General features: G+C 39.1%; 27 protein-coding genes. 7 read left to right on the top strand and 20 right to left on the bottom strand.

Annotated elements, in window-relative coordinates; translation table 11 throughout:
- Nucleotides 1-174: 174 nt before the first annotated feature.
- On the bottom strand, nt 175-1,611 hold the full coding sequence (locus GQR55_RS08485) for a sigma-54-dependent Fis family transcriptional regulator (RefSeq protein WP_166420238.1): 1,437 nt from the start codon (nt 1,609-1,611) through the stop codon (nt 175-177).
- 442 nt (nt 1,612-2,053) lie between these two features.
- On the opposite strand from GQR55_RS08485, the gene fliS reads away from it, so the two are divergent.
- Entirely contained in the window at nt 2,054-2,455 is a 402-nt protein-coding gene (gene fliS, locus GQR55_RS08480) for a flagellar export chaperone FliS (protein ID WP_166420237.1), read from the top strand.
- Nucleotides 2,456-2,463: 8 nt separating this feature from the next.
- Nucleotides 2,464-2,778 (top strand): hypothetical protein, encoded by a 315-nt coding sequence (locus tag GQR55_RS08475; RefSeq protein ID WP_166420236.1) that lies wholly within the window; start codon nt 2,464-2,466, stop codon nt 2,776-2,778.
- Between the two features lie 94 nt (nt 2,779-2,872).
- Here the strand turns inward: GQR55_RS08475 and fliD are convergent, their stop codons facing one another.
- From fliD to GQR55_RS08390, 17 genes are all read right to left on the bottom strand, one after another.
- Complete coding sequence (fliD, locus tag GQR55_RS08470) at nt 2,873-4,306, bottom strand: flagellar filament capping protein FliD (RefSeq protein ID WP_166420235.1); 1,434 nt, start codon at nt 4,304-4,306, stop codon at nt 2,873-2,875.
- Between the two features lie 78 nt (nt 4,307-4,384).
- Nucleotides 4,385-4,807: a flagellar protein FlaG gene (locus GQR55_RS08465; RefSeq protein ID WP_166420234.1), complete on the bottom strand. Its 423-nt coding sequence runs from the start codon at nt 4,805-4,807 to the stop codon at nt 4,385-4,387.
- 150 nt (nt 4,808-4,957) lie between these two features.
- Nucleotides 4,958-6,514, bottom strand: coding sequence for a flagellin (locus GQR55_RS08460; protein ID WP_206012059.1), 1,557 nt, complete (start codon nt 6,512-6,514; stop codon nt 4,958-4,960).
- A 307-nt stretch (nt 6,515-6,821) separates the two neighbouring features.
- The gene (locus tag GQR55_RS08455; protein ID WP_166420233.1) at nt 6,822-8,267 is read right to left on the bottom strand and encodes a flagellin; all 1,446 of its coding nucleotides are present in this window, start codon (nt 8,265-8,267) and stop codon (nt 6,822-6,824) included.
- A gap of 333 nt (nt 8,268-8,600) precedes the next feature.
- Nucleotides 8,601-9,869, bottom strand: a complete 1,269-nt coding sequence (flgL, locus tag GQR55_RS08450; protein ID WP_166420232.1) for a flagellar hook-associated protein FlgL — start codon at nt 9,867-9,869, stop codon at nt 8,601-8,603.
- 2 nt (nt 9,870-9,871) lie between these two features.
- Nucleotides 9,872-11,917 (bottom strand): flagellar hook-associated protein FlgK, encoded by a 2,046-nt coding sequence (gene flgK, locus GQR55_RS08445; RefSeq protein WP_166420231.1) that lies wholly within the window; start codon nt 11,915-11,917, stop codon nt 9,872-9,874.
- A gap of 1 nt (nt 11,918) precedes the next feature.
- Complete coding sequence (gene flgJ / locus GQR55_RS08440) at nt 11,919-12,935, bottom strand: flagellar assembly peptidoglycan hydrolase FlgJ (protein WP_166420230.1); 1,017 nt, start codon at nt 12,933-12,935, stop codon at nt 11,919-11,921.
- A gap of 172 nt (nt 12,936-13,107) precedes the next feature.
- Nucleotides 13,108-14,202: a flagellar basal body P-ring protein FlgI gene (locus tag GQR55_RS08435; RefSeq protein WP_166420229.1), complete on the bottom strand. Its 1,095-nt coding sequence runs from the start codon at nt 14,200-14,202 to the stop codon at nt 13,108-13,110.
- Nucleotides 14,203-14,213: 11 nt separating this feature from the next.
- A complete protein-coding gene (gene flgH, locus GQR55_RS08430) occupies nt 14,214-14,897 on the bottom strand; it encodes a flagellar basal body L-ring protein FlgH (protein ID WP_002959418.1) in 684 nt (227 codons plus the stop codon).
- 16 nt (nt 14,898-14,913) lie between these two features.
- A complete protein-coding gene (gene flgG / locus GQR55_RS08425; protein ID WP_002959420.1) occupies nt 14,914-15,702 on the bottom strand; it encodes a flagellar basal-body rod protein FlgG in 789 nt (262 codons plus the stop codon).
- A gap of 21 nt (nt 15,703-15,723) precedes the next feature.
- Entirely contained in the window at nt 15,724-16,467 is a 744-nt protein-coding gene (locus GQR55_RS08420) for a flagellar basal body rod protein FlgF (RefSeq protein ID WP_010553250.1), read from the bottom strand.
- 145 nt (nt 16,468-16,612) lie between these two features.
- Complete coding sequence (gene flgE, locus GQR55_RS08415) at nt 16,613-17,983, bottom strand: flagellar hook protein FlgE (protein ID WP_166420228.1); 1,371 nt, start codon at nt 17,981-17,983, stop codon at nt 16,613-16,615.
- A gap of 60 nt (nt 17,984-18,043) precedes the next feature.
- Nucleotides 18,044-18,724, bottom strand: coding sequence for a flagellar hook assembly protein FlgD (locus tag GQR55_RS08410; RefSeq protein ID WP_166420227.1), 681 nt, complete (start codon nt 18,722-18,724; stop codon nt 18,044-18,046).
- 13 nt (nt 18,725-18,737) lie between these two features.
- Nucleotides 18,738-19,169 carry a flagellar basal body rod protein FlgC gene (gene flgC, locus GQR55_RS08405; protein ID WP_024595786.1) on the bottom strand — a complete coding sequence of 144 codons (432 nt, stop codon included), beginning with the start codon at nt 19,167-19,169 and terminating at the stop codon, nt 18,738-18,740.
- Nucleotides 19,170-19,174: 5 nt separating this feature from the next.
- Nucleotides 19,175-19,582 carry a flagellar basal body rod protein FlgB gene (gene flgB / locus GQR55_RS08400; RefSeq protein ID WP_166420226.1) on the bottom strand — a complete coding sequence of 136 codons (408 nt, stop codon included), beginning with the start codon at nt 19,580-19,582 and terminating at the stop codon, nt 19,175-19,177.
- A gap of 145 nt (nt 19,583-19,727) precedes the next feature.
- Nucleotides 19,728-20,558 (bottom strand): protein-glutamate O-methyltransferase CheR, encoded by an 831-nt coding sequence (locus GQR55_RS08395; RefSeq protein ID WP_166420225.1) that lies wholly within the window; start codon nt 20,556-20,558, stop codon nt 19,728-19,730.
- A gap of 17 nt (nt 20,559-20,575) precedes the next feature.
- Complete coding sequence (locus tag GQR55_RS08390; protein WP_010553244.1) at nt 20,576-21,511, bottom strand: chemotaxis protein CheV; 936 nt, start codon at nt 21,509-21,511, stop codon at nt 20,576-20,578.
- Between the two features lie 140 nt (nt 21,512-21,651).
- On the opposite strand from GQR55_RS08390, the gene flgA reads away from it, so the two are divergent.
- The 3 genes from flgA (at nt 21,652) to GQR55_RS08375 (ending at nt 23,180) form a co-directional block, all read left to right on the top strand.
- The gene (gene flgA, locus GQR55_RS08385; protein ID WP_166420224.1) at nt 21,652-22,359 is read left to right on the top strand and encodes a flagellar basal body P-ring formation chaperone FlgA; all 708 of its coding nucleotides are present in this window, start codon (nt 21,652-21,654) and stop codon (nt 22,357-22,359) included.
- 76 nt (nt 22,360-22,435) lie between these two features.
- The gene (gene flgM, locus GQR55_RS08380) at nt 22,436-22,756 is read left to right on the top strand and encodes a flagellar biosynthesis anti-sigma factor FlgM (RefSeq protein WP_166420223.1); all 321 of its coding nucleotides are present in this window, start codon (nt 22,436-22,438) and stop codon (nt 22,754-22,756) included.
- The gene (locus tag GQR55_RS08375) at nt 22,749-23,180 is read left to right on the top strand and encodes a flagellar protein FlgN (protein WP_010553241.1); all 432 of its coding nucleotides are present in this window, start codon (nt 22,749-22,751) and stop codon (nt 23,178-23,180) included. Before flgM ends, GQR55_RS08375 begins: the two co-directional genes overlap by 8 nt.
- A 149-nt stretch (nt 23,181-23,329) precedes the next feature.
- Here GQR55_RS08375 and GQR55_RS08370 read toward each other — a convergent pair whose 3' ends face one another.
- On the bottom strand, nt 23,330-23,788 hold the full coding sequence (locus GQR55_RS08370; protein WP_008168853.1) for an LPP20 family lipoprotein: 459 nt from the start codon (nt 23,786-23,788) through the stop codon (nt 23,330-23,332).
- Nucleotides 23,789-23,928: 140 nt separating this feature from the next.
- Between GQR55_RS08370 and GQR55_RS08365 the strand changes: the two genes are divergently transcribed.
- On the top strand, nt 23,929-25,122 hold the full coding sequence (locus GQR55_RS08365; protein ID WP_166420222.1) for a flagellar assembly protein FlgT: 1,194 nt from the start codon (nt 23,929-23,931) through the stop codon (nt 25,120-25,122).
- Here the strand turns inward: GQR55_RS08365 and GQR55_RS08360 are convergent.
- On the bottom strand, nt 25,119-26,018 hold the full coding sequence (locus tag GQR55_RS08360) for a LysR substrate-binding domain-containing protein (RefSeq protein WP_166420221.1): 900 nt from the start codon (nt 26,016-26,018) through the stop codon (nt 25,119-25,121). The two genes, GQR55_RS08365 and GQR55_RS08360, sit on opposite strands and share 4 nt — an antisense overlap.
- Nucleotides 26,019-26,129: 111 nt before the next feature.
- On the opposite strand from GQR55_RS08360, the gene GQR55_RS08355 reads away from it, so the two are divergent.
- On the top strand, nt 26,130-26,858 hold the full coding sequence (locus GQR55_RS08355; protein WP_166420220.1) for a glutathione peroxidase: 729 nt from the start codon (nt 26,130-26,132) through the stop codon (nt 26,856-26,858).
- Nucleotides 26,859-26,867: the final 9 nt, after the last annotated feature.

Raw genomic sequence — 26,867 nt, 5'->3', positions numbered from 1 at the left:
AAATACTAGACGCAAAGGCAAGCTCACTGACTTCGATGTGATAAATGATAGCTAATCATTTATCAATGAGAGATACAAGACGCGAAGCTTGCTTGCGTGACGGGCAAAGCCCGTAAATTGATTGCTCACAAATGAATAATAAATAACGAAAGGCATTTCACTATTTTTGTACTTCTAATCTCTTGAAAGATTATATTTTTTCATTTTCTCAACGAGTGTTGTTCTGCGTACACCTAATATTTCTGCAGCGCGAGCTACAACGTAATCATAGCGCTCTAACGCTTGGGTTATTAAGCTAATCTCAAGCTCGGCTAAGTAGTCTTTAAGTTCAATACCATCATCTGGTAATAGCCCACTACCCGTTTGGTTAAACTCAGCGTCTGGCTCACTTTCGTAATCACTAAAGCCGGTGCTAAATATATCGTTAAAGGCGTCTTTTTCCATTAACTCTTCAGGATATTCTGGCTCGTACGCTTCAACTTCAATGTAGCGATATTTATTAGGTAAGTCGGGAATATCAACCACTTTTTCAGGGAACATAATAACCATACGCTCCACCAAATTAGCAAGCTCACGAATATTACCAGGCCAAGCATGTTCTTTTAAGCTCTCAACTGCGCGCTCTGTAAACTTAGCGGTAGAACCAGTCTGATCGTTAACGCGGCGCATTAACTCTTTTAAAAGCAGCGGAATATCATCAGCACGTTCACTCAGCGATGGGTTTTCGATAGGAAATACATTTAAGCGATAATATAAATCTTCCCTAAAGCTGCCCTCTTCAATCATTGTTTCAAGATTACGATGAGTGGCCGCAATAACGCGTACATCAGCCTGAATCGCCTTTGTACCACCAACACGCTCGTAGCTGCGTTCTTGCAATACTCGAAGTAACTTAACTTGCATTTGCAGTGGCATATCGCCTATTTCATCTAAAAATAGCGTCCCGCCTTGAGCTAGTTCAAAGCGCCCTTTACGAGCCGATATAGCACCCGTAAATGCGCCTTTTTCGTGGCCAAATAGTTCACTTTCGAGCAGTTCTGCCGGAATAGCACCACAGTTAACAGGTACAAACGGTCCATTAATACGCTTTGAAAGCAAGTGAACATTACGAGCAACCACTTCTTTACCTGTGCCTGACTCACCCAAAATTAAAACATTGGCATCGGTTTTTGCCACTTGTTCAATTAAAAAGCGAACATCTTTAACGGCTTCTGTTTCACCAACTAGCCCGTCAAATGTTTTATGAGGTTTGGCGTGTTTGTGCTCGTTTGGCAGCATACGTTGATATTGCTGGCAATCATGGAGTAATTGGGTTGTCACTTCGTGATTAAATGGCTCACATATAAGCCCTACAACATTCGCGATACTTAATAGTGGTTTTAGCGTTTCACCAATTAATAAAAAGGGTAGTGTTGGGTAGCGTTTAATTAAGCTTTCGTGGTCAAGTGATTGCAACGCTCCTAAAATAATCATGCATTCCTGCTGCTGATATTTTTTGCATTCTTGTTCAAAGCAGTCTTCGCTTAATAGTTGAGCAGCTTCACCAATAAAGCCAAGTGAAGCATTTAATCCTATTGCGCGGTTGTTATTATTATCTAAAATCAAGATCATATTTAGCGAGCCGTACTTTCACTAATTTGTATAATTAGTTAAATTGTAAGCCAGTTCAGAATGGATGCAAGCGATAGCGGCAGTTTTTTGACATAAACGCCAAAAAACAGACGGACTAGTTAAGTCAATCATACTTAATAGTTAATCATTAAGTATGACTATGGTTTTAACTTAGTTATTGCTTAGCCATTACCTAACTATTACCTAGCTATTACTTAACTATAACTTAGCCCTAAAAATTAATTTACTCAGCAATAAAAATGCTATTGTTAGTAAATAAACTCAATTATAAATTTAAGTTGAAGTTACAAATGCCGATACATACATAAGTAAAAATGCTTGGCATTAATATTGCTTTGTTTTTATAAAAGTATAAAAGCTTTATTAAATTTTCTATATTAGCTTTCACATTATTTTATAGTTTTAAATTTTAGGATTTTCCATGGCTCACATCTCAGTAAAAAAATACGGTCAAGTTCGTGCTAGTAGTATTGCCGAAATGACTCCTTACGAACAAATAAATCTTATATTCAGTAATATTATCGGCCGCTTAGCAGCAACAAAAGGGTTTATTGAGCGCAAAGAAATAGCTAAAAAAGGTGAGAACATTTCAGCTTGTATTTTATTGCTTGGTGCTCTGCAAGATGCACTTAATTTAGAAGTAGAGCAAGACCCTAGTATTTCTAACAATTTATTGGCACTTTACGATTACTGCCAACGCCGTTTAACTCAAGCTAATTTACACAACGATATTGAAGCAATTACTGAGGTATCAAGTATTGTTAAAGAAATTAAAGAAGGTTGGAATAACATTCCGCTAGATAAACGCAGCCCTGCGGTTTAATTTAAATTATGGACTCGCCAACATCTCCGCAGCCACTAACGAAATACTCTGAGCTCATACAAACGTTGCTTAGTAATATTGAAGTGTTAGTAAATGACAATAATGCAGACGAAGCTCAGCCTTTTTTAGACACTTTAAATACTAATATAAAGCAATGGTGCGAAAGCAACGAAGGCCCAAGCGCAGAGCAATTAGAATTAATTCAGCTTCGTATAAATACTATTTTAGTAAAAGCAAATAGCGCTAAAAACGAGTCATCTAAAGCCATTATTAAACAAAAAAAATCTGGCAAGGCAATTAAGGTATATAGAGCAGCCAAATAAAATTCACCTCAAGCAGTAAACATAAAAAACCGTTATAAATAACGGTTTTTTTATATTTTTGGTTTAGCTATTAAAACTATATGCTATTTATATATTAAGAGTTATCTCGTACAACCCCAGGCATATTTTCCAGCTGAGCTTGAACATAACTGCTGGTGTTGTTTAGGCTCGCTACTAATAAATCCATCGCATTATACTGAGCATATAAACGAGATGATAGTGACTCCATTTTACTGGCAAGGTCCAAGCGATCATCATCTAAATCATCTAGCTGATTTGTTTTACTATCGATTCGGTTTTGTATGATGCCGTCGGAGTCTGTATAAAAACTCATTAGCTCATCAAACGACTGCGCAAAACCATCATCGTCATCACCTACAAAAAACTGCTGAACTAAATCTACATCGGTTGCTATTTTTTCATTGAGTGTTTCTGTATTTAGCGTTAAAACACCGTAGCGGTCTGTTTCTACACCGAGCTGCGATAGCGATAGTGAGTTGCCATCACCTAAATCAACGGAATTTGTTATTTCGCTACGAAGCTTTGACATAACACCACGAAGTAGTGAATCTCCCGCCATAACGCCTGCACCACCTTCGCCGGAGGCACCCAAGTTATTACTCAGTTCTAAGAGTTCGTTGTAACTTGTAATAAAGCTATTTAAACCTGTATTAATATTATTATTGTTTTCGGTAACCGATATGTCGCTTAAGTCGTCGTCAGTGGCATGCAACTTTTTAGCGGTAATATCCACGCCATCAATCACATTACTAAATTCATTGGTATTACTTGATACAGTTAACGTACCATCTATTGTTATTTGTGCGTTTTGTGCAGCGTTTACTTCGGTTAAATTTGTAGTATGGTTTAGTGGATCTGCGTCAGATACATCGTATGCTAAACGCGAAAGCCCGCCAGTATCGGTATTATTGCCATCGTCATCTTGTACGGTAATTGTAATTGCGTTGTCTTCGCCGGTTTCTTTACTGGTAAGTACTAAATGCTGACCGGTATCACTGGTTATTATAGTGGCGACAACTGATTCATTACTATCACTGCCAGTAAAAGGGCCATTATTAATTTGGTCGCGTAAATCTTCTAAGGTATTTGTAGCCGATAAAACAGTAGAGAAGCTATTGTCGCCCGAGCCTATTGTAATAACACCCGCGCCAATTGCCTCGTCTGCTGCAAATGCAGGGGATGACAACTTATGAGCTTGTGCTAATGCATCCACTTTTACATTATAACTACCAGGCTGCGCATCTTTATCTGAACTAATTGATATAAAATCATCATTACCTGATGCGGTGCGCTTTTGATAGTTATCACTATCACCTAGTGCTCCCATTGACGTTTGTACTTTTTCAAGCGCCGACTTGAGTGCACCAACGGCAGAAATATCCGTTGTTAATTTACCTTCTGTAGTATTTAAACGAGCTTCAGCAGGTGCTTGTTCAGCATTAACTAGCGCATCAACAATGTCTGCTACCGCTAACCCTGAGCCTAAACCATTAAACGTAATAGACATACTTTACCTCTTTAAATACTCAAAAATAAACTAACTCTTAATAATTAACACTTGAAAGTTAATATTTTGAGTTGATTGCTAAACTGTTTGGTCAATTAAAATACCGGCAGATTCAGACAATTTAGAAACCAAGCTTAAAACTTCCTCAGAAGGGTATTGCTTAATAACTTCACCACTGTCTTTATCGAGCACTTTAATAACATCACGACCTGAATCTTCATCAACTTTAAATTGCAAACTTCGGTTCATTTCGCCCATAAAGTCCTGCAATTGTTGCGCCATTTGTTCTAGTTGTTCACGCTCTAACGGCTGAGCAGTTACTTCTTGATTATTTTTTTCGTATTGATTTTGCTGTAATCGTTGTTGATTTTGTGTATCAACTTGCTTTACATCGTCAATGGCACGTTCAGTTAGCGAACTAGCCGCTTGACCAGCTACTTTATCTTCACCCGCTAGCGGAGTTGGTAATATAATTTCTGCATTGGAATTAATAGTATTCATAACAGATTCCTATTTGTACTTAATTAAACCAACAATAGCTTAATTTATATTCTTAAACCACAAAAGGAGGTAGCTAAAGCCACCTCCTTTATTGTAAAACTAATACTGACTTTATGTACTAGCTAACCATTAAGCTATTACTTTAACTTATTAACCTAATAAGCTAAGTGCTGCTTGTGGTAACTGGTTCGCTTGCGACAAGATTGACGTACCTGCTTGTTGCAATATTTGATTCTTCGTCATTTGCGCTGTTTCTGTAGCAAAATCGGTATCTTGAATACGGCTACGTGATGCTGACACGTTTTCAGATATATTTGCAAGATTACTAATAGTATGGTCAAAGCGATTTTGAACCGCACCTAAATCGGCACGCTCATTATCAATACTTTTCAGAGCTGCATCAATTACATCAATTGCTGATTGAGAACCACCAGTAGTTGAGATATCTAAATCGGAAACTTTAACTAGAGTTAAATCTGTTTCAACAGTTGCATCCCCTCCTCCTGATAGATTAGTACCAGTAGCAGCAATATTAACCATACTTAGGTTAGAGTTAATAACTGCATCTTCATAATCCAAGCGTCCAGTTGATGTTGTGGTGGCACTTGCTACTGCGCCAGTAAGTGCAGCGTCTACTACAGTTTCAGTTCCTATAAAATCATTGGCACCTGTTGAACTATCAAATGAACCAAATGAACCCTCTAATCCCTCCGTACCACCACCAGTTATCTGCATAGTCATATTAATATTTTCACCCTTGGTATTAGTGAAAACAACTATTTCCTCACTGTTTGTATCCGTCACTTTTTCATAAGTGATGTTTTGGGCTGCTAGAGCATCTTTAATACCAGCTGAGCCATCAATTTTGGCCATCAATGCATCAGTGGTGAGCTCAGTTGTAGTACTACCAGAAAAGTCTATCTGCACCCCTGAAACATTAAGAGAAATTGAATCACTACCAGTTGTTGAATCAGCAAAAGTAACCCCAACTTCTGTTGTAGCTTTTACTCCAAATACACCATCCACCCCATTAACTTGCCCAGCTAGATCAGCGGCGCTCATGCCTGTAGTCAAATCAAGAGTCTTTTCGCTGCCTGCCACAGTTACTGTAATAGCGTCGTCGTCAGCAAAAGTTTTATCGCCAACTTCCGAACCCTGAAACCCCGATATTGCTGGTATTGTAAAACCCTTACCACTTAAACCTATATCTTCAGCTGCTGTAGATTTTAAAGTAACACCAATAGTTTCGTTACTATTAGAACCTACTTGGAATTGTTTAGTACCAAAATCGCCATTTAATAACTGTTGGCCACCAAACGAAGTTGTATCGGAAATACGGGTTAACTCTTCTTGAAGTGCTGACACTTCTTTTTGTAGAGAAGCTCTATCGTCATCAGAGTTTGAACCATTGGCTGATTGTAGTGCTAATTCACGCATGCGCTGTAAGATGTTAGTTGACTCTTGCATTGCACCTTCAGCAGTTTGCGTCATTGAAATACCATCGTTGGCATTACGTTGTGCTACACCTAAACCATTTATTTGCGATGTTAAACGGTTTGAAATTTGCATACCTGCCGCGTCATCTTTTGCGCTGTTGATACGCATACCTGATGATAAACGTTCCATTGAGGTAGCTAAGTCAGAACCTGATTGCGATAGGTTACGTTGTGCGTTTAGTGAAGATACATTTGTGTTTACTGAAATCATAATAAAACTCCTGATTACTTTCGTAATGTTGCTATTTTAATTTAACCAAGAGCTGTCACAAATGTATGCTCAGCTCCGTACTGATTAAGTTAACGGCAGGAGGTAAATTATCTTTAGGAGTATTTTAAAAATAAATTAGTTTATTTGTTTAAAAAAAGCTAACCAATTGTTTTAAGTAGCTATTTATTTTAAATGGACTTGAAATATAGTTTGAATATCATGCTTTTAGTTGGTTTTTAATAACCTAAAAACAAAAACGCACTTCAGAAAGTGCGTTTATATAAACAGTGACTAGTAAACTAAATAATTAGCCACCTAACAAACTAATGGCTGCTTGTGGTATTTGGTTTGCTTGTGAAAGTATTGACGTACCCGCTTGTTGCAATATTTGGTTTTTAGTCATTTGTGCAGTTTCGGTCGCAAAGTCTGTATCTTGAATACGACTACGCGATGCAGATACATTTTCTTGAATATTAGCAAGGTTACTAATTGTATGACCAAAACGATTTTGTACCGCACCTAAACCTGCGCGCTGTTCATCAATTTGAGCAAGTGCACCATCAATTATATCAATTGCACTTTGAGATGTAGCCTCTGTTGTTAAATCAACAGTCTCTACACTTTGTAGCACAGCTGTTACCTTAGCTGAAGTTGCTGTTGTTGCCCCTTCAGCTGTAAATGATTTCGATGATGATAGCTCTATTGTACCTGTAACCAATCCATCTACAGCTGAAGGTTCCTGTAGGGTTACTGTTGTTCCAGATGAGCCCTTTAGTGTAGCTGTCTCTGCAGTGCCCGCATCGTTAGAGTAGTTTTCTAATAATATATCTTCACCATCGATGTTGGTTAGAGTGATCTCGTATGTGGCGCTATCATAAGACGCTGTAACACCGGTTTCCGATGATTTATCGTTGATAGCTTGAGTAAGTAGCGTTTGATCTGTTACTGAAACACTACTTGCTTCAATCGCTTCACCGTTTAAGGTAAAACTAACTGCACCCGTAGCAGAAGGCACACCGAGTACAGCTGTTGTAGTTGCTGAGGCAGTTACGCCATGCTCTCCAGTTTGTTGATTTATTTTATCTGCGGCTTCTTTTGCCGACGACCCTGTAACTATATTAACACTGGTTTTCACATCATCTGTTGTAAAAGTAATGTCGCCATAAATGACGGTTGAACTAGTACCCAGTGTAGAACCACCAAAGCCCGTATTACCTGTGCCTTGAAGCCCTGATTTAAAGCCACCTATATCTTCTGCTGCTGTGCTTTCTAAACTAAGTGAAATTGTTTCATTGGCATTCGCGCCAACCTGAAAATTTCGAGTGCCATATGAGCCATCTAATAATTGCTGACCACCGAACGATGTAGTGTCGGAAATTCGAGTTAATTCTTCTTGTAGGGCAGACACTTCTTTTTGCAATGCATCACGATCTTCAGCTGAATTTGAACCATTGGCAGACTGCAAGGCAAGCTCTCGCATACGCTGTAGTATATTAGTCGATTCTTGCATAGCACCTTCAGCTGTTTGCGCCATTGAAATGCCATCATTAGCATTTCGCTGTGCAACGGCTAGGCCATTAATTTGTGACGTTAATCTGTTTGAAATTTGAAGGCCGGCGGCATCATCTTTTGCGCTATTAATACGCATACCCGATGATAAACGCTCCATAGAGGTTGCTAAATCTGCGCCAGATGCGGATAAGTTACGTTGTGCGTTTAGTGACGACACATTAGTATTTACTGTTAATGCCATTTTACCATCTCCTAGGTTTAAACAGAGTGTGGTTCAACACGATTTAACAGGAACCACTGTTCGATAATTTCTTACAATAAGAAAAGCATTTACTGTGCCAACTTTAATTTATTTTTAAGTGATTGTTTTTAATTGAAAATATATAATTTATTGAATTGTAAATAAAGAGTGAAGTTATTTAGGTAGAAGTGACATTTTTTTGCCGCAATTTTGTAGCCAGTTTTTGCCGCGATTTTGTAGCAAATTATTGCCGCAAAGTATTGCCGCTTTCAAGTAGGTAAAGCGGCAAAGTATTTCTGCTTACAGCTTGCTTATAACTTGCTTATAACTTGCTTATAAGTAATCGAATAATGAGAGGTTAGTTAAACGGCCAAAAGTTGCTTGCGATGCTTGCAGTGCCGTTTCTTGTTTAGTTAGTTCGCTAATAGCTTCTGCCATATCTACTTCAACTAAGTTAGAACGATTACTTTTGTTTTGAATATCGAGCGCTAAGTTTGAATCGCTTACTCTTTCAAGCGCGTTCATGCGCCCGCCTAAACTTGATTGGGTAAATACTACTTGTTCACTGGCATTTTGTAATTGAACCAAGCCATCGGCTAACACTTCTTGAAAATCATCACCTTCAAGTGCGCCATTGTTAAGGCCGGTAATAAGTGATTGTAGTGTGTTAAGTACGTTTTCTTTGTGTGGTTTTTCTAGCGTAAAATCTAATTGGCCAGGCGCACTACCCTCAAATTGAATTTTCATACCTGCAAATTCAATTGTATCATCTGTAACTTCACCAGTTTGAGGCGGGGTAAGCGACACGCCATCTTGTAAAATTTCATATGTATCAGGATCGTTTGTTGTCGCACCAGCTGTGGTTACAACACTAAAAGTATTTGCTGTAGGTGAAACTGGAGTCGCTGGATCGGCATTGTAATTTGCTTGATGAAACTTATCAAACTCAGCTTGGCCGTCAACATAAACAGTGCCTTTAGTAATATTATTTGCAGGTGTTGTTGTTGGTATACCTGCTTTATTATCGAGTACATTTAGTCTGGCATCTGTTTTTTCAAACGTATCAAAACCGTTATCACTCGCCTTAATTGATACACCTTCAGCTATAGTTATTTGGTGCTGACCTTGGTCACCTTTATAGTTATATTCACCTGACTCAAGTTGATAAGGCTGGGTGCTGTCTTGGTAGCCTGAAAATATAAATTTACCGTCTTCTGATCGGGTGTTCATTAAGTTAGCTAGCGTTTGTTGAATGCCACTAAGTTCTGATGCAAACGTTTTTAAATCGTCTTTAGTGTACACACCATTACCAGCTTGAATAGTGAGTTCTTGCGCTTGTTGAATATTGGTATTTATACTTTGTAATACGCTTTCTTCAGTTTCTAGCCTGCCGGTAAGCTGATCGATATTTTTAGTGTATTGCTCATTAGTTTGTATTTTATTTGAATACAACATAGCTTGCGAAATAGCAGCTGGCGCTTCTGAGGTAGTTAAATACTTTTCACCTGTTGTTACTCGCTCTTGAGCATTTGCAACACCTTGTTGGTTGTCGAGTATTTTATTTATGTTGTTTTGGTACATTAAATTATTTGATAAACGCATAATTACCTCGCCGCATTTAATAAGGTGTCAAAAATTTCTTGAGCTGCTGCTAAAACTTGTGCTGATGCTGAATATGATTGTTGAAAACGCAGTAAATTTGCGGCCTCTTCATCTAGGTTTACACCCGATAGTGATTCATACCATGCCTCAGATTGCTGTGCTAGAGCGTCAAATGCAGCCCCACTTGTGATTGCTTGGCCAGTTACAACACCTATATCACTCACTAATCCTGAATAAGCTTGGTTGAACGTTTTATGGTTGTCGGCCGTTGCTGTTGTTTCTACGTTTAAGCGTACTAACTCGCCATTTTGTAAATCAGCTAATTTTAAACCATTTCGGTTATCATCAAAGCCGCCTTCGTTAAACTCAAGTGTAAAGGTGTCGCCTGTTGCTGGTGTACCTTCTATATCAAAGTCAAAACCATATGAATCATAAGGGGCACCAAGACCTGCTAAAACATTTTTACCTGGTGGCGCTATCGTTACTGCTACATTAGTGCCGTTACCATCGCTAATTAAATAATCATTTGTACCAGCAGCTTTAACAAGTGTTATTTCACCGTTTGTTAAACCTGGTGCTGAAGTAAAACCACCGGAGGTAACACTTGTTACTTCCCCCGCTGAAATAGTAGCGGTGCCTATATTATTTAAATCGTTAGCAGTACGAATAGGCGATGCTAGTGCTAAGTCTTCTGCGCGCCCTGTTGCAAGTGTAATGCTTGAAGCGGCATCTGAATTAAGCTTTATTTGAAACTGATCTCCAACATTACCATTACCGCTTATATTTACTTTTAGACCAAAAGATTCCTCAACTGTATCTGGGATAGGTAGAGCTGGTGGTATTGCTCTTTTAATTGAAGCTGCATTAATTTCACCACTAGAAATATCAGCCAGTGCCGGATCACCTATATTGTTTCCTTTGTTATCTATAGGCTGAATACTTACTTCATTAGCATTAGCTGTATAAGTAATAATAAAATCACTGGCAGGAAGTTCACTGCCTTTGCCCGGCTCAACAGTAGCAGTCATATTTGTAACACCATCGCTATTACCTTGATACGCATAAGCGCCAACGGTAGGAATATTAAAAATATTACCCCCTAGCTGGCCTGTTGCATCCATACCCAATTTGTTTTGCTCATTAAATGCGTCAGCTATCGCTAAGCCCATTTGACCAATTTGGTTTTGCGCAGGGACTAATATGTCATCTCTAAAAGCAAGTAAGCCGCCAATTTTACCTTTGAGTTTACTTACATCAACTTCAAGCGGCACTGCTTTGCCACCATTAACGTCAAGCGTGAATTCTTTAAAATTAGGATCGGGGTCGCCCGTCATCGAAAATAAGTTAAATGCGCCATTTTGCATAACAACTGCTTCGCCTGTGCCCATAAAAACGAGTTTTTCGCCATTTGGACCATCAAGCGTTTCTATATCTATTAGCTCTGATAAGTCGCGTATTGCTTTATCGCGTTCGTTATAGGTAGAGCTTGCATCTGCGGCGTTATTAGTGCCATTAACTGCTGCAATATTTTGATTTAGCGTGCTAATACTTTGAATGAGTGAGTTTGCTTCATCTGAAAATATTTCGAGCTGCTCGTTTACTATACTTTTTTGATCAAGCACGATGCCCGAAAGCCTATCCATTTGATCAATTAAGCTTTGCGCGTCGGTCATTACTAATGATCGAGCAACGGTAGATGACGGCTGATTAAGCGCTTCTTGCACGTTATTAAATAAAGAGTTAATACCTGTAGATAGATTATTCGACTCTTCAGAAAAAATAGTATCAACTCGATTAGCCTCAGTAATAAACTGATCGAAAAACGATTTATTAGAGGTGTCACGATTTAGCTGTGACTGAGCAAACTCGTTTAGTAATCGGTATGTTTCGCCTCGCCCCACTTGGTTATCAACCATAGTATTAAACTCTGTACGTTCACGTACGTAACCTACGGTATTTACATTGGCGATATTTTTACTTGTCGTTTGCAATAGCTCCGAGCTTGCTCTAACCCCAGAACTGGCAATGTTTAATAAATTAAACGACATGTTACTCTACTCCTTGGCGGATCACGTTTGCCGCAATGTCTTTTAGCTGGCTGCTATTGAGCACATTTTTTATTTTGCTGGCGTAATTTGGATCGGTTGCATAACCTGCTTTTTGTAATGAATCTAAAAAGTCATTTGGTTTTGCTGTATTTTGTAATGCTTCTTGGTAGCGTGGGTTTTGCGTTAAAAAATCAACGAAGTCGTTCACACTATCTTTAATTGAATCGTAGGCTCTAAAGCTGGCTTGTTTTTTAACGGGTGTGCCTTGCTCAAACTCAAGCGTTACTTTGCTTGCTTTGTCGCCTTCCCAGCTTTTATCTGACTTAATATTAAATAAGTTATTTGAGCTGCCACCGTCACTTTTATTAATAATGTGCTTACCCCAACCGGTTTCAAGTGCCGCTTGTGCAACCATTACCGCTGGGTTTAAACCAATTTTTTGCGCTGCAGTTTTAGCGTGTTCCCACACTGAACTTACAAACTCTTCTGCATTTTTAAATGTTGGGCTATCGGCTTTAGACTCTGCAGTATTAACTTTAGGCTCAGCAATATCGGCTTTAGTGCTCTTAACGATAAGATCGGGTTGATTATTTTTTTGCTCATGAGGAAGCGCTGACCCAACTTGCGTATCGCTAAAAATATCGTTGGTTGTTCTAAGCACCGAGCCTGGCATAAAGTTTTTAGACTCAGGCGATAACTGCTGAACAATTAAGTCGGCAAGGCCTAAAGAGCCATTTGATGAAAGCTCTGTTGAAAGCTGCTGGTCGTGCATTTCTTCAAAAAACTTTACGCCACTTGAATTAAATGGACTGTCTTTGTCTTCAAATGCTTCGTTGGCTTTGCGCATTCCTTTGAGCAGCATTTGCGTAAAAATAGCTTCAAATTGTGCGGCCGCTTTTTTGAGCGCAGCTTTAGAGGCATCAGTTGATGCATCGCCACTGGTTAAGGCTTCTTTACGAAGTGAATCTAAGTTGCCTAAATCAAAAAAGTTTTGCTTATCGAGGTGGTTAGTTTCCATCGGCTTTTTGACACAAAATGAATAATGCAGTTAAAAATGCAAAAATTGAGCCACTACCGATAAAACGAGGAAGATAAAAATAATAAACTTGAGTTTCTGTAAATAAAAAGCCCTATATCTAATTTCAAAAATATAGGGCTTAAGTAGTACGTTATTTATTGGCTTTGGTTATTTATATAACAACCAACTGTCCGTTAATTGCGCCGGCTTCTTTTAGTGCTTCTAAAATAGCCATTAAGTCGCCAGGTGCTGCGCCTACTTCGTTAATTGCGCGAACTAAATCGTCAAGGCTTACACCTGGATTAAATACAAAGGCGCGCGAGTCATCTTGCTTTACATCAATAATACTTTGCTGCGTGACAACAGTATCGCCGTTTGCTAGCGGGTTTGGTTGTGACACATTTTGTTGCTCTGCAATTGTTACGGTTAAGCCACCGTGCGTTATTGCCGCAGGCTGAAGTTTTACGTTTTTACCAATCACAATTGTACCGGTGCGCGAGTTAACTATAATTTTAGCAGCCATGTCAGCTGGCTTAAATTCTAAGTTTTCGAGTGTTGATAGGTACGATACTCGCTGGGATGCATCGCGTGGGGCTATAACACGAATAGAAACAGAATCAATTGCTTGTGCGCTATTTGGGCCAACCAAATCATTAATTGTTTTTTCTAGGCGTTTTGCCGTTGTAAAGTCTGGGCGGTTTAAGTTGAAGGTAATGTAATCGCCTTGCATAAACGGGCTTTCTACGGTGCGTTCAACGGTTGCGCCATTTGGTATACGACCAACGGTAGGGGTATTAATTACAACCTTACTACCATCAAGGCCTTGTGCGCCTAAGCCACCTACAATTAAGCTACCTTGTGCTATTGCATACACGTTGCCATCTACACCCTTTAAAAAGGTTTGTAGTAAAGTACCGCCACGTAAACTGCCTGCACTACCAATAGACGAAACCGTAATATCTATTGTTTGCCCGGGCTTTCTAAATGCAGGTAGTTCTGCATGCACAGCAACAGCGGCAACATTTTTAATTTTAGGACTTTGAGTTGAAGGTAGCGTAATACCAAAGCTGTTCAACATGCCTCTAAAACTTTGTTGTGTATATGAGTTTTGCTCGCCAGTGCCCGGTAAACCAACCACTAAGCCATAACCAACTAATTGGTTAGAGCGTACGCCTTCAACCATAGACACATCTTTTATGCGCTCAGCACTGGCAGTAAATTGCCAACCTAATAACACAACTAAACATAAAGCTTTAAGGCTATTCATGTTACTACCCTCTAAAATGGAAACAGCGAACTGCTAAAGAAACGTGTAAGCCAACCAGGACTTTGCGCTTCTTGCGTTTGCCCTTTACCTGAGTATTGAATACGTGCATTAGCAATACGGTTTGACTCAACCGTATTATCGGCGCTTACGTCTTGAGGGCGTACTAGCCCTTCTAAACGAATAAACTCTTCGCCGGTATTAAGCGTTAGCCATTTTTCGCCGCGTATAACTAAGTTACCATTAGGTAAAACGCGCATTACATTAACCGAAATATCGCCTACTAAGCTGTTTGACTGGTTTGATTTTGAATCGCCCGTAAACGACGAATCACTACCAATACCAAACTGAATGCTATCGCCACCTATATTTACAGGTAGGCCACCTAAGCCAATCACTGGGTCTAAACTTGCGTCGGTTTCTTTGTCTGTTTCTGTTTTAGCGGCTTTTGTTGCTTGAGTAGACTCTTGCAATTTAACCGTAATTATATCGCCAGTACGTAGCGCTTTTTTATCAGAATATAAGTCGTTTGATGTATGAGTATTAAACAATGAACCTGTGGCTACCAGCGGCTCTAAAATAGGCTCGGGGTACATAGGTGCGTAGTAAGGGTCGTCCTGCACTACTTCACTATTTTGCGTAGACATACAGCCACTTAAAAATAATGTGCCCGCTGCAAATAAAATAATATTACGCATAATTCCCCCTACTCTATTAAAGCTGTTGATTGATGTAACTCATCATTTCGTCAACGGCCGATATTACTTTTGAGTTCATTTCGTAAATACGCTGAGTTTCGATTAGGTTTACTAGCTCTTCAGTTACATTTACGTTTGAGGTTTCGAGTGAACCTTGAATAATGCTACCTAACCCTTCAACACCCGGGTTACCTTGCACCGGCGCACCACTTACAGCGGTTTCGGTATAAAGGTTTTGACCAATTGGCTCAAGGCCCGATGGATTAATAAAGTCACTAATAGTCAGCTGACCAATGACTACGTTATCGGCTTGGCCTGCAACACGTACAGATACTTCACCATCTTGCGAAACCGTAATTGATTGCGCGTCATCTGGTACATTCATTTCTGGCTGAATAACGTAACCAGCGCCCGATGTTACAATTCGGCCATCGCCATCGGTAGTAAACTGGCCGTTGCGCGAGTAAGCAATATTGCCATCTGGTTGCAGTACTTCAAAAAAACCTTCGCCAGAAATCATCCAATCTAGTGAGTTTTCGGTGGTCAACATGTTGCCTTGCGTAAACTCTTTTTGGTTAGCTACAACTTTAGCACCCGCACCTAACATTAAGCCCGACGGCATTTCGGTATCTTGCGATGAACGACCACCTGGTTGATTAATATTTTGATAAAGTAAATCTTCAAATATAGCGCGGCTTTTTTTGTAACCTACAGTACTCGCATTCGCTAAGTTATTTGAAATAACCGATATATCGGTTTGTTGGGCGTCTAGCCCCGTTTTACTGATCCACAATGCTGGATTCATAATCGTGTCCTCACTTTAAAGTTAAACAATGCGTAATAGCTGATCTTGACGCTCGTCAATTTCTTCAGCTGTTTTCATTAATTTCACTTGTAATTCAAATTGGCGCTGGTGGCTTATCATGTCGACCATTTCGTGAACAGGGTTCACATTCGACATTTCAAGCGAACCACTTAAAACTTTTACATTGGCAGAGGTATCTACTGTTACATTTGCTTTTGGCCTAAATAAACCATCGTTACCTTTTTCGAGCTGTGAGCTATTTGCTTCGACCACTCTAAGCGTGTCTACTTCTTCTAAAAAGTTAGCCGGTGCGCCTTGTGGTCGAACTTGAATAGCGCCATCTTGACTAAACCCTATTTTTTCGACCGGGACAGGTAAAATAACAGGGCCGCCTTCGCCAATTACTTGACGACCACCGCTCGTTACTAACATGCCTTGCGCAGTAATATTGAGCGTACCTACTTTGGTATAAGCTTCGTTGCCTGAGGCATCTTGCACGGCAAGCCACGCGTTATCGCTCATCGCAATATCTAAGTCGCGTCCGGTTTGAACAATGCCACCCGATACCATGTTAGAACCCGGGCGCTCTTGCATTGCAAATACACGTGTAGGCAAACCTTCGCCAAACGCTTGCATAGAACGCGCCTGTGCAAAGTCGGCTTTAAAACCTGTTGTATTTGCATTCGCCAAATTATTGGCTTTAAGCGCAAGCCCCTGTAGGCTTTGCTTAGCGCCAGAGGCCGCAATGTAGACCATTTTGTCCATAGTATCGACTCACATAAAAAATCTCTGAACTTACAAATGCAAAATAGATGCCAGATTAAATTTGACGCAATATTGGGAGGTATTAAAAGAGGGCTTATAAAAAAGGCTGCAAAAATGCAGCCTAATATATTCAATTGAGTGTAACTTATCGAATCTGCAAAATACTCTGCTGAATAGTTGAGTTAACTTCAAGCGCACGTGAGTTTGCTTGGTAATTACGCTGTGCTGTAATTAGGTCTACAAGCTCATTTGTAAGATTGGTATTTGATTGCTCAAGCGCTGATGAGTTAATTCCACCAAATGTACCAGAGCCAGCTTCACCTGCTACAGGTTCGCCTGAATCAATACTTTGTTTCCAGCTTGTATCACCTACTTGCGACAAACCTTGTGAATTAGGAAAACGTACCATAGCTACTTGGCCTAGGAATGTTGAGTCACCATTACTATAAGAAGCAACAATTTTTCCGTCTGTGCCTATATCAATTCCGGCTAAACGGCCTACCGTTGAGCCATCTTGATCGAGTGCTTTTACTTCAAAACCACTTGAATACTGAGTTGGGATACGTCCTGCCGTGTTATTTTCATCGCGCCAATTAAGTTCAATACCAGTACCTGGGAAAGTTGCACCATTGTCTAATAATGTTGATAAACCAGTACCAGCACCCGCTGGCAATAGTATTTCATCAAAAGTAGTTGTATTGGTATTTGCCACACCATCTGTTTTTGATGGTAAACCACTTGAGTTAAAACCAAGGGTGGTTATTGGCGAGTAAGGTGTTGTAGTTTGCTCTGCACCTGTGCCTGCATCTATTACTTTGCCATCTAGCGTTGCATATACATCCCAGCTGTTTTCAGAATTACCTGCCACTGTAGGATCTTCTTTCGCAAAAAAGTACTGTAAAATGTGCGGTTCACCTAGTGAGTCATACAGTGTTGTTGACGTAGATGAGTTATAAGTACCGCTAGATGTAGGGTCAAAATCTAAACCTGTTGGATCAGCTGTTGCATCTAAGTTAAACGACAAAAATACATTTTCTGTTGCACGAGGAGAACCAGACGAATCAGGGATTTGAATTGGATCAGTTGTGCTCAAACTTACCGATGTTGTGTTACCTGTAGATGAATCAACTGGAAATGCTTGTAAAAAGTTACCTTTAGCGTCAACCATAAAGTTATCTTGATTAAGCTTAAATGCACCTGCACGTGTATATGTTAAATCTTGCGAAGATAAATCGTCGGTCATCGCAAAATAACCTTCACCCGTAATAGCTAAATCAAGTGAGTTGTTTGTAAATTGCAGTGAGCCTTGATGAAATTGCTGTGCAACCATGGTTGTTTGTACACCATCACCATTTTTAGTCTTACCAGAGCTAAATACTGACGATGCGTAAACATCAGCAAACTCAGCGCGTGACTCTTTAAAGCCAGTTGTATTTACGTTTGCAATGTTATTTGCTGTTACGTCTAAATCTTTTTGTGCGGCAGCTAGGCCGGTTAATGCAATATTGAAGCTCATAATTCACCTCTAACCTGTTAATATTTAGCCTGCTGACAGGCGAAGTATAATTAAAATTTATTACGCGATTTCTGCTACATCTGTCAGCCTAACCGCACCTTCTTTAGTGTTAATAATAATGCCACTTGAGCCATTAATATTAACGCTTTCAATGTTCTTAAATGTAGCAATGGGTAAGCTTGAAAATTCACCTTCAGTACTTCCTTCAGCGGTCACTGAATACTCACCTTCTGGTAAACGCTCACCGGCTTCATTTTTGCCATCCCATGCAAAGCGTACTGCACCTGCTGGTTGAGAACCCATATCAATAGTTCTCACTAGCTGACCTGATGCATCAGTTACTTTAATTTTTAAGTTATCAACGGCTTCTTCTGCTACTGCTGAGCCTCTGGCATCACCCGTTTCATTTAAATCAAGGGTGTTTGATTCAAGTAAAGCTTGCTTGCCGACAAGTGTTGATGCTTGCAGGGCTGAATTTGAGGTCATCGAAGTCGCTAAGCTATCAAAATTCGAATTTAAATCGCTGATCCCTTGCGCCATCGTAAAACTTGTCATTTGCGCTATCATTTGGTCGTTATCAGCTGGATTACTGGGATCTTGAAACGACAGTTGCTGTGTTAATAAGGAGAAAAAATCTTCCTGTGTTAACGCATCGCTATCATCATTACTAGTCGCTACTTGCTTTTCTTGCCAGCGTATAGAGTCTAAATAAGATGAAGATGTACTAATATCGTTATTCATAACCTACCCTCGGTTACCGCTGCCCTAGCAACAGTGTTTTACTTAGCATTTGCTTTGCTGCATCAGCAACTTGCACGTTTGTTTGGTAAGAGCGAGAAGCAGAAATCATATTTGCCATCTCCTCTACAACATTAACGTTGGGTTTATAGATATAGCCATTTTCATCCGCACTTGGATGGTTTGGGTTATATTCAATTTGTAATGGTGCATTACTTTCAACAATGCCCAAAACTTTAACGCCAACGGCGGAGCCCTGTTGGTTACTTGCTGATGCTGAAGCCTTTGTTAGCTCAGCAGCAAATACAGGTTGTCGCGCTCGGTACGTTTTGTCTTGAGATGAACTAATGGTATTAGCATTAGAAATATTACTAGCTGTAGTATTTAAGCGAACGTTTTGTGCGCTCATACCCGAACCAGCAATATCAAAAACATTATATAAACTCATAATTTTTATCCTTGACTACCGAGAGCTTTATTCAGACCTTTGAATCTGCCGCTTAAAAATTGCAAGCTGGCCTGATACTCCATAGCATTCTGTGTATACAAGTTTCGTTCCACTTGTATATCAACCGAGTTACCATCGCCTGTATCCGATTGATTTGGCAAGCGAAATAATTCAGAGTTACCCATACTATGAGTACCTCCACCAATGTGTTTATCGTTAGTTCTTACCATGGTATTGCCGCTTTGCTGGGTTGACCTTGCCGCTTTTAATGCCGAGGCAAAGTCTATATCTTTTGCTTTGTAGCCAGGCGTATCAGCGTTAGCTATATTAGTTGCAATTAATTCTGCTCGCTGTGAACGGATCAACATGGCTTGCGGATGCACACCTAATGCTTTATCAAAACTGATAGCCATAACCTTCTCCAAAAAATTGACTTACCCATGAATAAAGCAAAAAATAAGCCATTAATAATAAGGAAAGTTATATTTTTATAAGATCATGTATCTAAATAGAAAAACGACGCTGAGTGCGTCGTTTTAGGGAAAGGAGTTAGCTTAATTATTTCTTTTGGTAAATAATACCCGGGTTGCATCTAACCATATCGAACTCAGTGCTTAAGCCAGTCAAAGACTCTGATGCACCTAAAAATAAGTACCCTTTAGGATTTAAGGCTTGTGCAAACTGATTAATAATTTTAGCTTTTATTTCAGGTGCAAAGTAAATAAGTACATTACGGCAAAAAATAATATCAAACTTGCCCATTAACGCGTACGAATCAAGCAGATTTAGGTGCCTAAAACTAACTTGTTTTTTTATTGTATCGTTTACTTGTGCCATACCGTTGCCGCTATCTTTAAAAAACTTTTTACGGCGTTCTGCCGATAAGCCTCTGGCAAGTGCAAGCGCGTCGTATTCTGCATTTTTACACATATCAAGCATGGTATTAGATATATCTGTACCAATAATTTGCGCGCCCATACGCAGAGCACCAGGTTGCTTAGTATTAAACTCAGCTACCGACATGGCAATCGAGTAGGGTTCTTGCCCTGAAGAGCTGGCAGCAGACCAAATTTTTAATGGTCTTCTTAACTCTTTAAATTCAGGGAATAATTTATTTTTAAGTAATTCAAATGGGTATTGATCTCTAAACCATAACGTTTCGTTTGTGGTCATTGCATCAACAACAGCGGCTCTTAATTGCCGCTCATGAGGGCCAAGTGTTTTACTTACTAATTGTGATAAAGATTCCACATTAAATCGAGCCATGAGTGGAGCAAGTCTACTTTTAACTAAGTATTGCTTGTTTTCACCTAAAACAATACCGCATTGCTGCTCTAAAAACGAACGAAATTGGTCGTATTCACTTTGCTGCAAATCTTTATTATTCAAATCAATAACACCTATTTTTATTGGTCACTATGAACCCATTTTTTAACCGCAGTTGCTAACTCATCAGGGTTAAATTTGGCGATAAAGTCGTCCGCACCTACTTTTTCTATCATCGCTTGATTAAACACACCACTCAATGATGTATGTAAAATAACATGTAAAGGTGCAAGCTTAGGATCTGCTTTTATTTCGGCTGTTAACGTATAACCGTCCATTTCTGGCATTTCAACGTCTGAGATAAGTAATGCTACTCGCTCAGTGATATCGTTTTTACAATCAAGCTCTGCTATTTCTTTTAACCTAATTAAAGCTTCTTTACCATTTTTAGCAAGCTCTGTTTGAACACCTAGCGGTTCTAAAGCACGTTTAACTTGATTACGCGCAACAGCGGAGTCGTCTGCAATAAATACGATACGTTCGCCTAAATCTTTTTGAATGTCGCCACTTTGTGCAACTTCAGCACTGACTTCTGTATTTACCGGGCAAATTTCATTAAGTATTTTTTCTACGTCTAAAATTTCTACTAATTCATTTTCGATTTCGGTCACGGCTGTTAAATATGAATAACGCCCAGCACCTGATGGCGGTGGCATTATTTTTTCCCAGTTCATATTTACAATACGCTCAACACCACCCACTAAAAAACCTTGAACAGAACGATTGTATTCGGCAATGATGATAAAACTGTCTTTAATATTTTCTATTGGTCGCCCACCTACAGCCATCGACAAGTCGATTACTGAGATAGTTTGACCACGAATATGAGCAACACCACGAATATAAGCATTCGACTTTGGCATGCTAGTAAGAGGAGGACATTGCAATACTTCTCTCACTTTAAATACATTAATACCAAAACGCTGGCGCCCTCTGAGCTTAAATAAAAGTAATTCTAGGCGGTTCTGCCCAACCAACTGTGTGCGTTGGTTTACTGAGTCTAAAATGCCTGCCATTCAAATCTCCTAAAGAAAACAAGTAATACGGAACGATAATTGCTTTCTATTTATAAAGCTACATAACATCGCGGGTGCGTCTACTTTTTGACGCAAAATATTTATACCCTGTTTGAAACCATAAGCATAGTCGAAACATTATGAGTTTGTTAAAAAAAGTCAGAAGATACAGTGTTTTTTATTTTGTTGCTAGCCTCTGCTTTACATTACCTTTGCAGGCTAAAGTGTTTAGCAAAGATTTATTACAAGAGATGGCTATTGCTTATATAACAGAGCAAATTGGTACATTAAAAAATGCAAATATGCAATTAAGTGCACTGCCTTTAGACAGTCGTATCCCCGATCGTATTTGTAATTCTGACCTTGAATTATCAACTTCCGATGAACCACCATTTAACCGCCAAGTAACTTTACAAGCTAAATGTAATGATGCTCAAACATGGGCTCAATATGTCCATGTAAGAGTTGTTGAAATGGCGCCCGTTGTTGTAGCAATTGCTAACTTAGCTCGTGGTGAGGTAATAACTAAATCGCATTTGAGTGTTGAAATGAAACCAACTCACTTTGTAAGGGTGCAATATTTAGATGATCCCACAATTTTAATAGGTAGCAGAAGTAAACGAAATATTAGAAGCGGGATGCCCGTTTTACTAAACCAAATTTGTATGGTTTGTAAGGGGGATTCTGTTAATATTTACGCAAACCTCAGAGGCCTTAGAATTAAAACAACAGGCATTGCTTTAGAAGACGGTACTTTGGGTGATCAGATACAAATTAAAAACAAAAAATCAGGTAAAATTTTAAATGCACGAGTAGATGGTGTAGAGTCTGTTCAAGTAAATATTTAATTTAGATTTATACTAAAGTATCCTACGTATATGCCGATAACTTGGCATAAGTTGGGCAATATACAGGTTTATTATTATGGTTAGTCAAGTTAATGGTAGTAATCAACAAGCTAATGCACTTACAAATGCAAAGCAACAACAGGTTGATTTAAAAAAAGATAATACAAATACACAAGCTTCTCAGGCTCCTTCGCCTAAGGCTGCTAGTGATTCTGTAAGTTTAACGCCACAAGCACAGCAATTAAAAACGCTTCAAGATAAAGCGCAGCAATCGCCAGGCTTTGACAGCGACAAAGTTGCTGAGCTTAAAAAAGCGATTACTGAAGGTAAATACCAAGTGGATAGTGAAAAGCTTGCCAAAAATTTAGCTGATTTTGAGTTTAACGTATATGGCTGATCATAATAGTTTAATTAGCGTCAAACTAAACCAACAAGTGAGTTGCTTAGACTCTTTGCATACGCTATTAAACGACGAGCTTACTGCTATTGCCTCACGACGTGGTGCTGGTTTAAAAGAAATTGCCCAACAGAAAATGTCTTTTTTAACTAAGTTAAGCACCCTTGATAAAGAACTAAGTAAGCTAATTGCTAGTAACGACTCACAAAATTCTGAAATATCTGAGCTAATAAGCCAAGTTAAAACCCAACTGGCTCAATGCCAAAAACAAAATAATGTTAATGCTCATGCCGCTCGCCAAGCGCAACTAAGCGTTAAACAATTAAAAGAGATATTAATTGGCGCACCAACGTCAATGACCTACGACCAAGCCGGTAAGTCAGTAAATACCGAGAGTAAACTGGTTCGTAACTTAAAAGCTTAAGCCCAAAATTTTACATTAAAAAAGCCTTATTGATAAATCAATAAGGCTTTTTTAATGTCCTTTATTCTTAAATAGCGATATAAATTTAACCTATTCCCTATTTAAATAAGAGGATGAGATATTTTGAATAACTTTTTTAATAAACGTTTTTAGTAGTACGTTACCTTTTTAACTTCGCGTGGTTTTACTTCACCTATGTATAAATCGTGCACACGCTTCATGTTGAGCTCAAGCTCGGTTACATAAGTATCATCTACGGCATACGTTTTTATAATTTGCGCACCTTTAATAAGCCCCTGTACTTTGCTTTCTAAGTAATCGTCTTGAGCTATTGAGCCTTCCACTGTTGTTCCTGCGGTAATTTTTTGTCCATATACTTGCTCAGTAAGCTCGCGGTAAGCCTCAAGCTTAGAAGCCTTAATGGCCATAAGTTGCTTTTGCGACGCGTTAGCGCCTTTTTGTAAGCTAATAGGTGCATACCCTATCGCTTTTAAAACTGGGTAATTATTTGGCTCTACATATTTATATTCAACATGCTTATCAAAAACGCTGCTACAACCACCTAAGGTTAAGCACCCAAGTGTAATAAGTAATGAAATTGCTCGCATAGCATTTAGCCCTTGTATAGTAATTAGCAGTACATATGCACGTTTAATGCCATTTATAGCATTACTAATAATTACCAAATAACATTGGTACAGTCCTTGCTCTACCTAGTTAATAGCTAACGTTTAATTGGAGTAAAAGTATGAAGTCGTTTTTATCATTGGCATTTGCAGGGTTAAGTGCAACGGCATTATTAACGTTCTCCCCTTTTACTAAAGCGCAGTGGTATGAATCAACGGGCCATGCGAACGTTCAAAATGGTGATACGAGTGCCGCTAAATCTGCTGCTATAAAAGATGCGATTACACAAGCGTTAGTGTTCTCTGGGGCACGGGTTAGCTCTGTGCAAACCTTGGTAGATGGCGTGTTAATGCAGGATCAACTCAAAATTAGCAGCCACGGCGAAATTCAAAAAATTGAACTGATCAGCGAAAATAAATACGACAATAAATTTGCTATTACATTACGACTCGATATTTTTTCTCAAACAGAGCAATGCCCACAAAATAGCTTTAATAAATTTGTGGCTGTTACACAAAGCCAACTAGTTCATCGTGAACACGCTAAAATGGGTCAAATATTTGACGTAAGTAAAGCGATTAGCAAAAACATTTTTACCTCACTGCAAAAATCAAAAATGAGCGCTATACCCGTTGCCTACTACAATAATGCAATAAGCGTAGATAAGTACTTTTCGCAGCAGCACGACTATTCAAACGCTCAATTAGAAGAAATATCTTCACGCAGTAATGCTCAATATGTCCTGCTTAGCCAAATAACCAGCCTTTCGACCAGCGACAAACTTAATAACGATTACGCATTTTGGCAAGACGAGGCGTATGAGCGCAGTTACAACATTGAATTTGCACTATTTGATGGCACTACCTATGAGCAACTTTGGCAAAATAGTTACCATACTCAAGCAATTTGGCCATTTGAAAAAACAACGATAGTGGATGTTAATAGTGATAGATTTTGGCAATCGCCTTATGGGCAAAGCATAACCGATATCAACCAATCGGTAAGTTATGATATTCAAGCTGCCATGGCGTGTTTGCCAACTCAAGGCAAAATAATGCACATGGAAAATAGCAAAATCGTTATTAACTTAGGTAAAGCCCATGGTTTGAAAAAAGGCCAGACGCTAAGTATTGCGCATCATAACTATTTAACCGATGCCGCAGGTAATGTAATGCCGCACACTATCACCACGCTTAATGAAATTCGCATTGAGCAGCTTTACCAGCAAACCGCAGTAGCAGTTAGTGTTGACAATAAACCGCTACCTGGCGTGCAAATTAACGATGTAGTAGAAATAATCAGCCAAGATCTTTAAAGTTTTTTACTCAATTTAGCTTTTAAATTAGGGTGAGCCGATAACCACTCACCCAATTGTTCTACACCAGATAAATGCGGATAATGCTTTCTGCATGCAAACACCACATTACGCTGCTGATTAGGGAATATAGGCAAGTAATCAATTCCTACACGGGCGGTACATGCCAGTTTGGGTACAAATGTAATACCGTCATCCATGGCCACTAACGCTAATAATGTTTCTAAACTATTACCTTTATACTGATTAGATACATCGACACCTGCAGAAAAACAAAACTTTTGGGCTTGATCTTTAAAGCAATGACCATCACTTAACATTAATAGGCTACAACCTTGCAGGTCACTAAGCGCTACTTTTTTATGCTTAGAAAGCGTGTTATCTAGCGAGACAGCAACTAAAAAATCTTCTTTATACAAATTAATTGTATAGTAGTTTTTAAGCTCTGGTACGTCGGCTAAAATAGCAAAGTCGAGTTCGCCGCTATCAAGTGCCTCTAAAATAGTGGCTGTTTGCATTTCGATAAATGAAAACTGGCTATTAATAAAAGCCGCTTTCATCGATGTTAATAACGCAGGCAGTAAATACGGTGCTATGGTAGGAATAATACCAATAGTTAATTTACCTTGTAGGGGCTCGTTAGAAGTAGCTGCAAGTTCTTTGAGTATTTGCGTTTGTTCTAAAATGATCTCTATTTGCGTTAATAAACGTTCACCTTTTGCTGTTAAGGTAACTTGCTTGGTTGAGCGATCAAACAAAGTAACGCCAAGATCATTTTCGAGTTTTTTTACTTGACCACTTAATGTAGGCTGGCTAACAAAACATGCATCTGCAGCTTTGCGAAAATGCTTGTATTGCGCTATTGCTTTTACATATTCAAAATCTTTTAAGTTCATATTCAGCTCTACATGATAGGTTATACCTATTAGTTTAATACAAACAAACGATTGGAACTATATTTATTTATTCGCCATAATGGCTCCATCAAATCAAGAGGAACAAAAACTATGTTAAACAATATTGAAGGTCAAACAATCCCAAGTGTTACATTTGCTACTCGTCAAAACGACGAATGGAAATCAGTAACTACAGATGAAATTTTTAAAGGTAAAACGGTTGTCGTGTTTTCACTACCAGGTGCATTCACACCAACATGTTCATCAACTCACTTACCACGTTACAACGAATTAGCTGGCGTACTTAAGCAAAATGGCGTTGACGAAATTGTATGTTTATCAGTAAACGATACCTTTGTAATGAATGCATGGGCTGAGCATCAAGAAGCGCAAAACATTACTTTATTACCAGACGGCAACGGCGAATTTACTGACGGCATGGGCATGTTAGTAGATAAAAGCGACCTAGGTTTTGGTAAGCGCAGCTGGAGATACTCTATGCTGGTTAAAGATGGCGTGATTGACAAAATGTTCATCGAACCAGATTTACCAGGTGACCCGTTTGAAGTATCTGACGCAGACACAATGCTTGATTACATCAACCCTAAGCAAGCTAAACCAGAACCAGTAAGCATCTTTACTAAACCTGGCTGTCCTTTCTGTAAAAAAGCGAAAGAGCTTCTTGCAGAAAAAGGCTTCGCATATGAAGAGATTGTTATGGGTGCAGGCGCATCACTAACAAGTCTAAAAGCTGTATCTGGTCGTGACACTGTTCCACAAATATTCATTGGTGGTAAACACATCGGTGGTTCAGACGACTTAGAAAAATACTTTGCTTAATTAATAAGT

The sequence above is a fragment of the Pseudoalteromonas sp. Z1A8 genome (genome assembly GCF_011378855.1).
Classification (GTDB): Bacteria; Pseudomonadota; Gammaproteobacteria; order Enterobacterales; family Alteromonadaceae; genus Pseudoalteromonas.
Note: the sequence above shows the minus strand (reverse complement) of the source record. Positions and strands in the feature narration are given on the sequence as shown.

Excerpts from the sequence above, each read along its gene's own strand:
- GQR55_RS08485 (WP_166420238.1), bottom strand. The coding sequence starts at position 1,611 with ATGATCTTGATTTTAGATAATAATAACAACCGCGCAATAGGATTAAAT.
- fliS (WP_166420237.1), top strand. The coding sequence starts at position 2,054 with ATGGCTCACATCTCAGTAAAAAAATACGGTCAAGTTCGTGCTAGTAGT.
- GQR55_RS08475 (WP_166420236.1), top strand. The coding sequence starts at position 2,464 with ATGGACTCGCCAACATCTCCGCAGCCACTAACGAAATACTCTGAGCTC.
- fliD (WP_166420235.1), bottom strand. The coding sequence starts at position 4,306 with ATGTCTATTACGTTTAATGGTTTAGGCTCAGGGTTAGCGGTAGCAGAC.
- GQR55_RS08465 (WP_166420234.1), bottom strand. The coding sequence starts at position 4,807 with ATGAATACTATTAATTCCAATGCAGAAATTATATTACCAACTCCGCTA.
- GQR55_RS08460 (WP_206012059.1), bottom strand. The coding sequence starts at position 6,514 with ATGATTTCAGTAAACACAAATGTATCTTCACTAAACGCACAACGTAAC.
- GQR55_RS08455 (WP_166420233.1), bottom strand. The coding sequence starts at position 8,267 with ATGGCATTAACAGTAAATACTAATGTGTCGTCACTAAACGCACAACGT.
- flgL (WP_166420232.1), bottom strand. The coding sequence starts at position 9,869 with ATGCGTTTATCAAATAATTTAATGTACCAAAACAACATAAATAAAATA.
- flgK (WP_166420231.1), bottom strand. The coding sequence starts at position 11,917 with ATGTCGTTTAATTTATTAAACATTGCCAGTTCTGGGGTTAGAGCAAGC.
- flgJ (WP_166420230.1), bottom strand. The coding sequence starts at position 12,935 with ATGGAAACTAACCACCTCGATAAGCAAAACTTTTTTGATTTAGGCAAC.
- GQR55_RS08435 (WP_166420229.1), bottom strand. The coding sequence starts at position 14,202 with ATGAATAGCCTTAAAGCTTTATGTTTAGTTGTGTTATTAGGTTGGCAA.
- flgH (WP_002959418.1), bottom strand. The coding sequence starts at position 14,897 with ATGCGTAATATTATTTTATTTGCAGCGGGCACATTATTTTTAAGTGGC.
- flgG (WP_002959420.1), bottom strand. The coding sequence starts at position 15,702 with ATGAATCCAGCATTGTGGATCAGTAAAACGGGGCTAGACGCCCAACAA.
- GQR55_RS08420 (WP_010553250.1), bottom strand. The coding sequence starts at position 16,467 with ATGGACAAAATGGTCTACATTGCGGCCTCTGGCGCTAAGCAAAGCCTA.
- flgE (WP_166420228.1), bottom strand. The coding sequence starts at position 17,983 with ATGAGCTTCAATATTGCATTAACCGGCCTAGCTGCCGCACAAAAAGAT.
- GQR55_RS08410 (WP_166420227.1), bottom strand. The coding sequence starts at position 18,724 with ATGAATAACGATATTAGTACATCTTCATCTTATTTAGACTCTATACGC.
- flgC (WP_024595786.1), bottom strand. The coding sequence starts at position 19,169 with ATGAGTTTATATAATGTTTTTGATATTGCTGGTTCGGGTATGAGCGCA.
- flgB (WP_166420226.1), bottom strand. The coding sequence starts at position 19,582 with ATGGCTATCAGTTTTGATAAAGCATTAGGTGTGCATCCGCAAGCCATG.
- GQR55_RS08390 (WP_010553244.1), bottom strand. The coding sequence starts at position 21,511 with ATGGCAGGCATTTTAGACTCAGTAAACCAACGCACACAGTTGGTTGGG.
- flgA (WP_166420224.1), top strand. The coding sequence starts at position 21,652 with ATGAGTTTGTTAAAAAAAGTCAGAAGATACAGTGTTTTTTATTTTGTT.
- flgM (WP_166420223.1), top strand. The coding sequence starts at position 22,436 with ATGGTTAGTCAAGTTAATGGTAGTAATCAACAAGCTAATGCACTTACA.
- GQR55_RS08375 (WP_010553241.1), top strand. The coding sequence starts at position 22,749 with ATGGCTGATCATAATAGTTTAATTAGCGTCAAACTAAACCAACAAGTG.
- GQR55_RS08370 (WP_008168853.1), bottom strand. The coding sequence starts at position 23,788 with ATGCGAGCAATTTCATTACTTATTACACTTGGGTGCTTAACCTTAGGT.
- GQR55_RS08365 (WP_166420222.1), top strand. The coding sequence starts at position 23,929 with ATGAAGTCGTTTTTATCATTGGCATTTGCAGGGTTAAGTGCAACGGCA.
- GQR55_RS08360 (WP_166420221.1), bottom strand. The coding sequence starts at position 26,018 with ATGAACTTAAAAGATTTTGAATATGTAAAAGCAATAGCGCAATACAAG.
- GQR55_RS08355 (WP_166420220.1), top strand. The coding sequence starts at position 26,130 with ATGTTAAACAATATTGAAGGTCAAACAATCCCAAGTGTTACATTTGCT.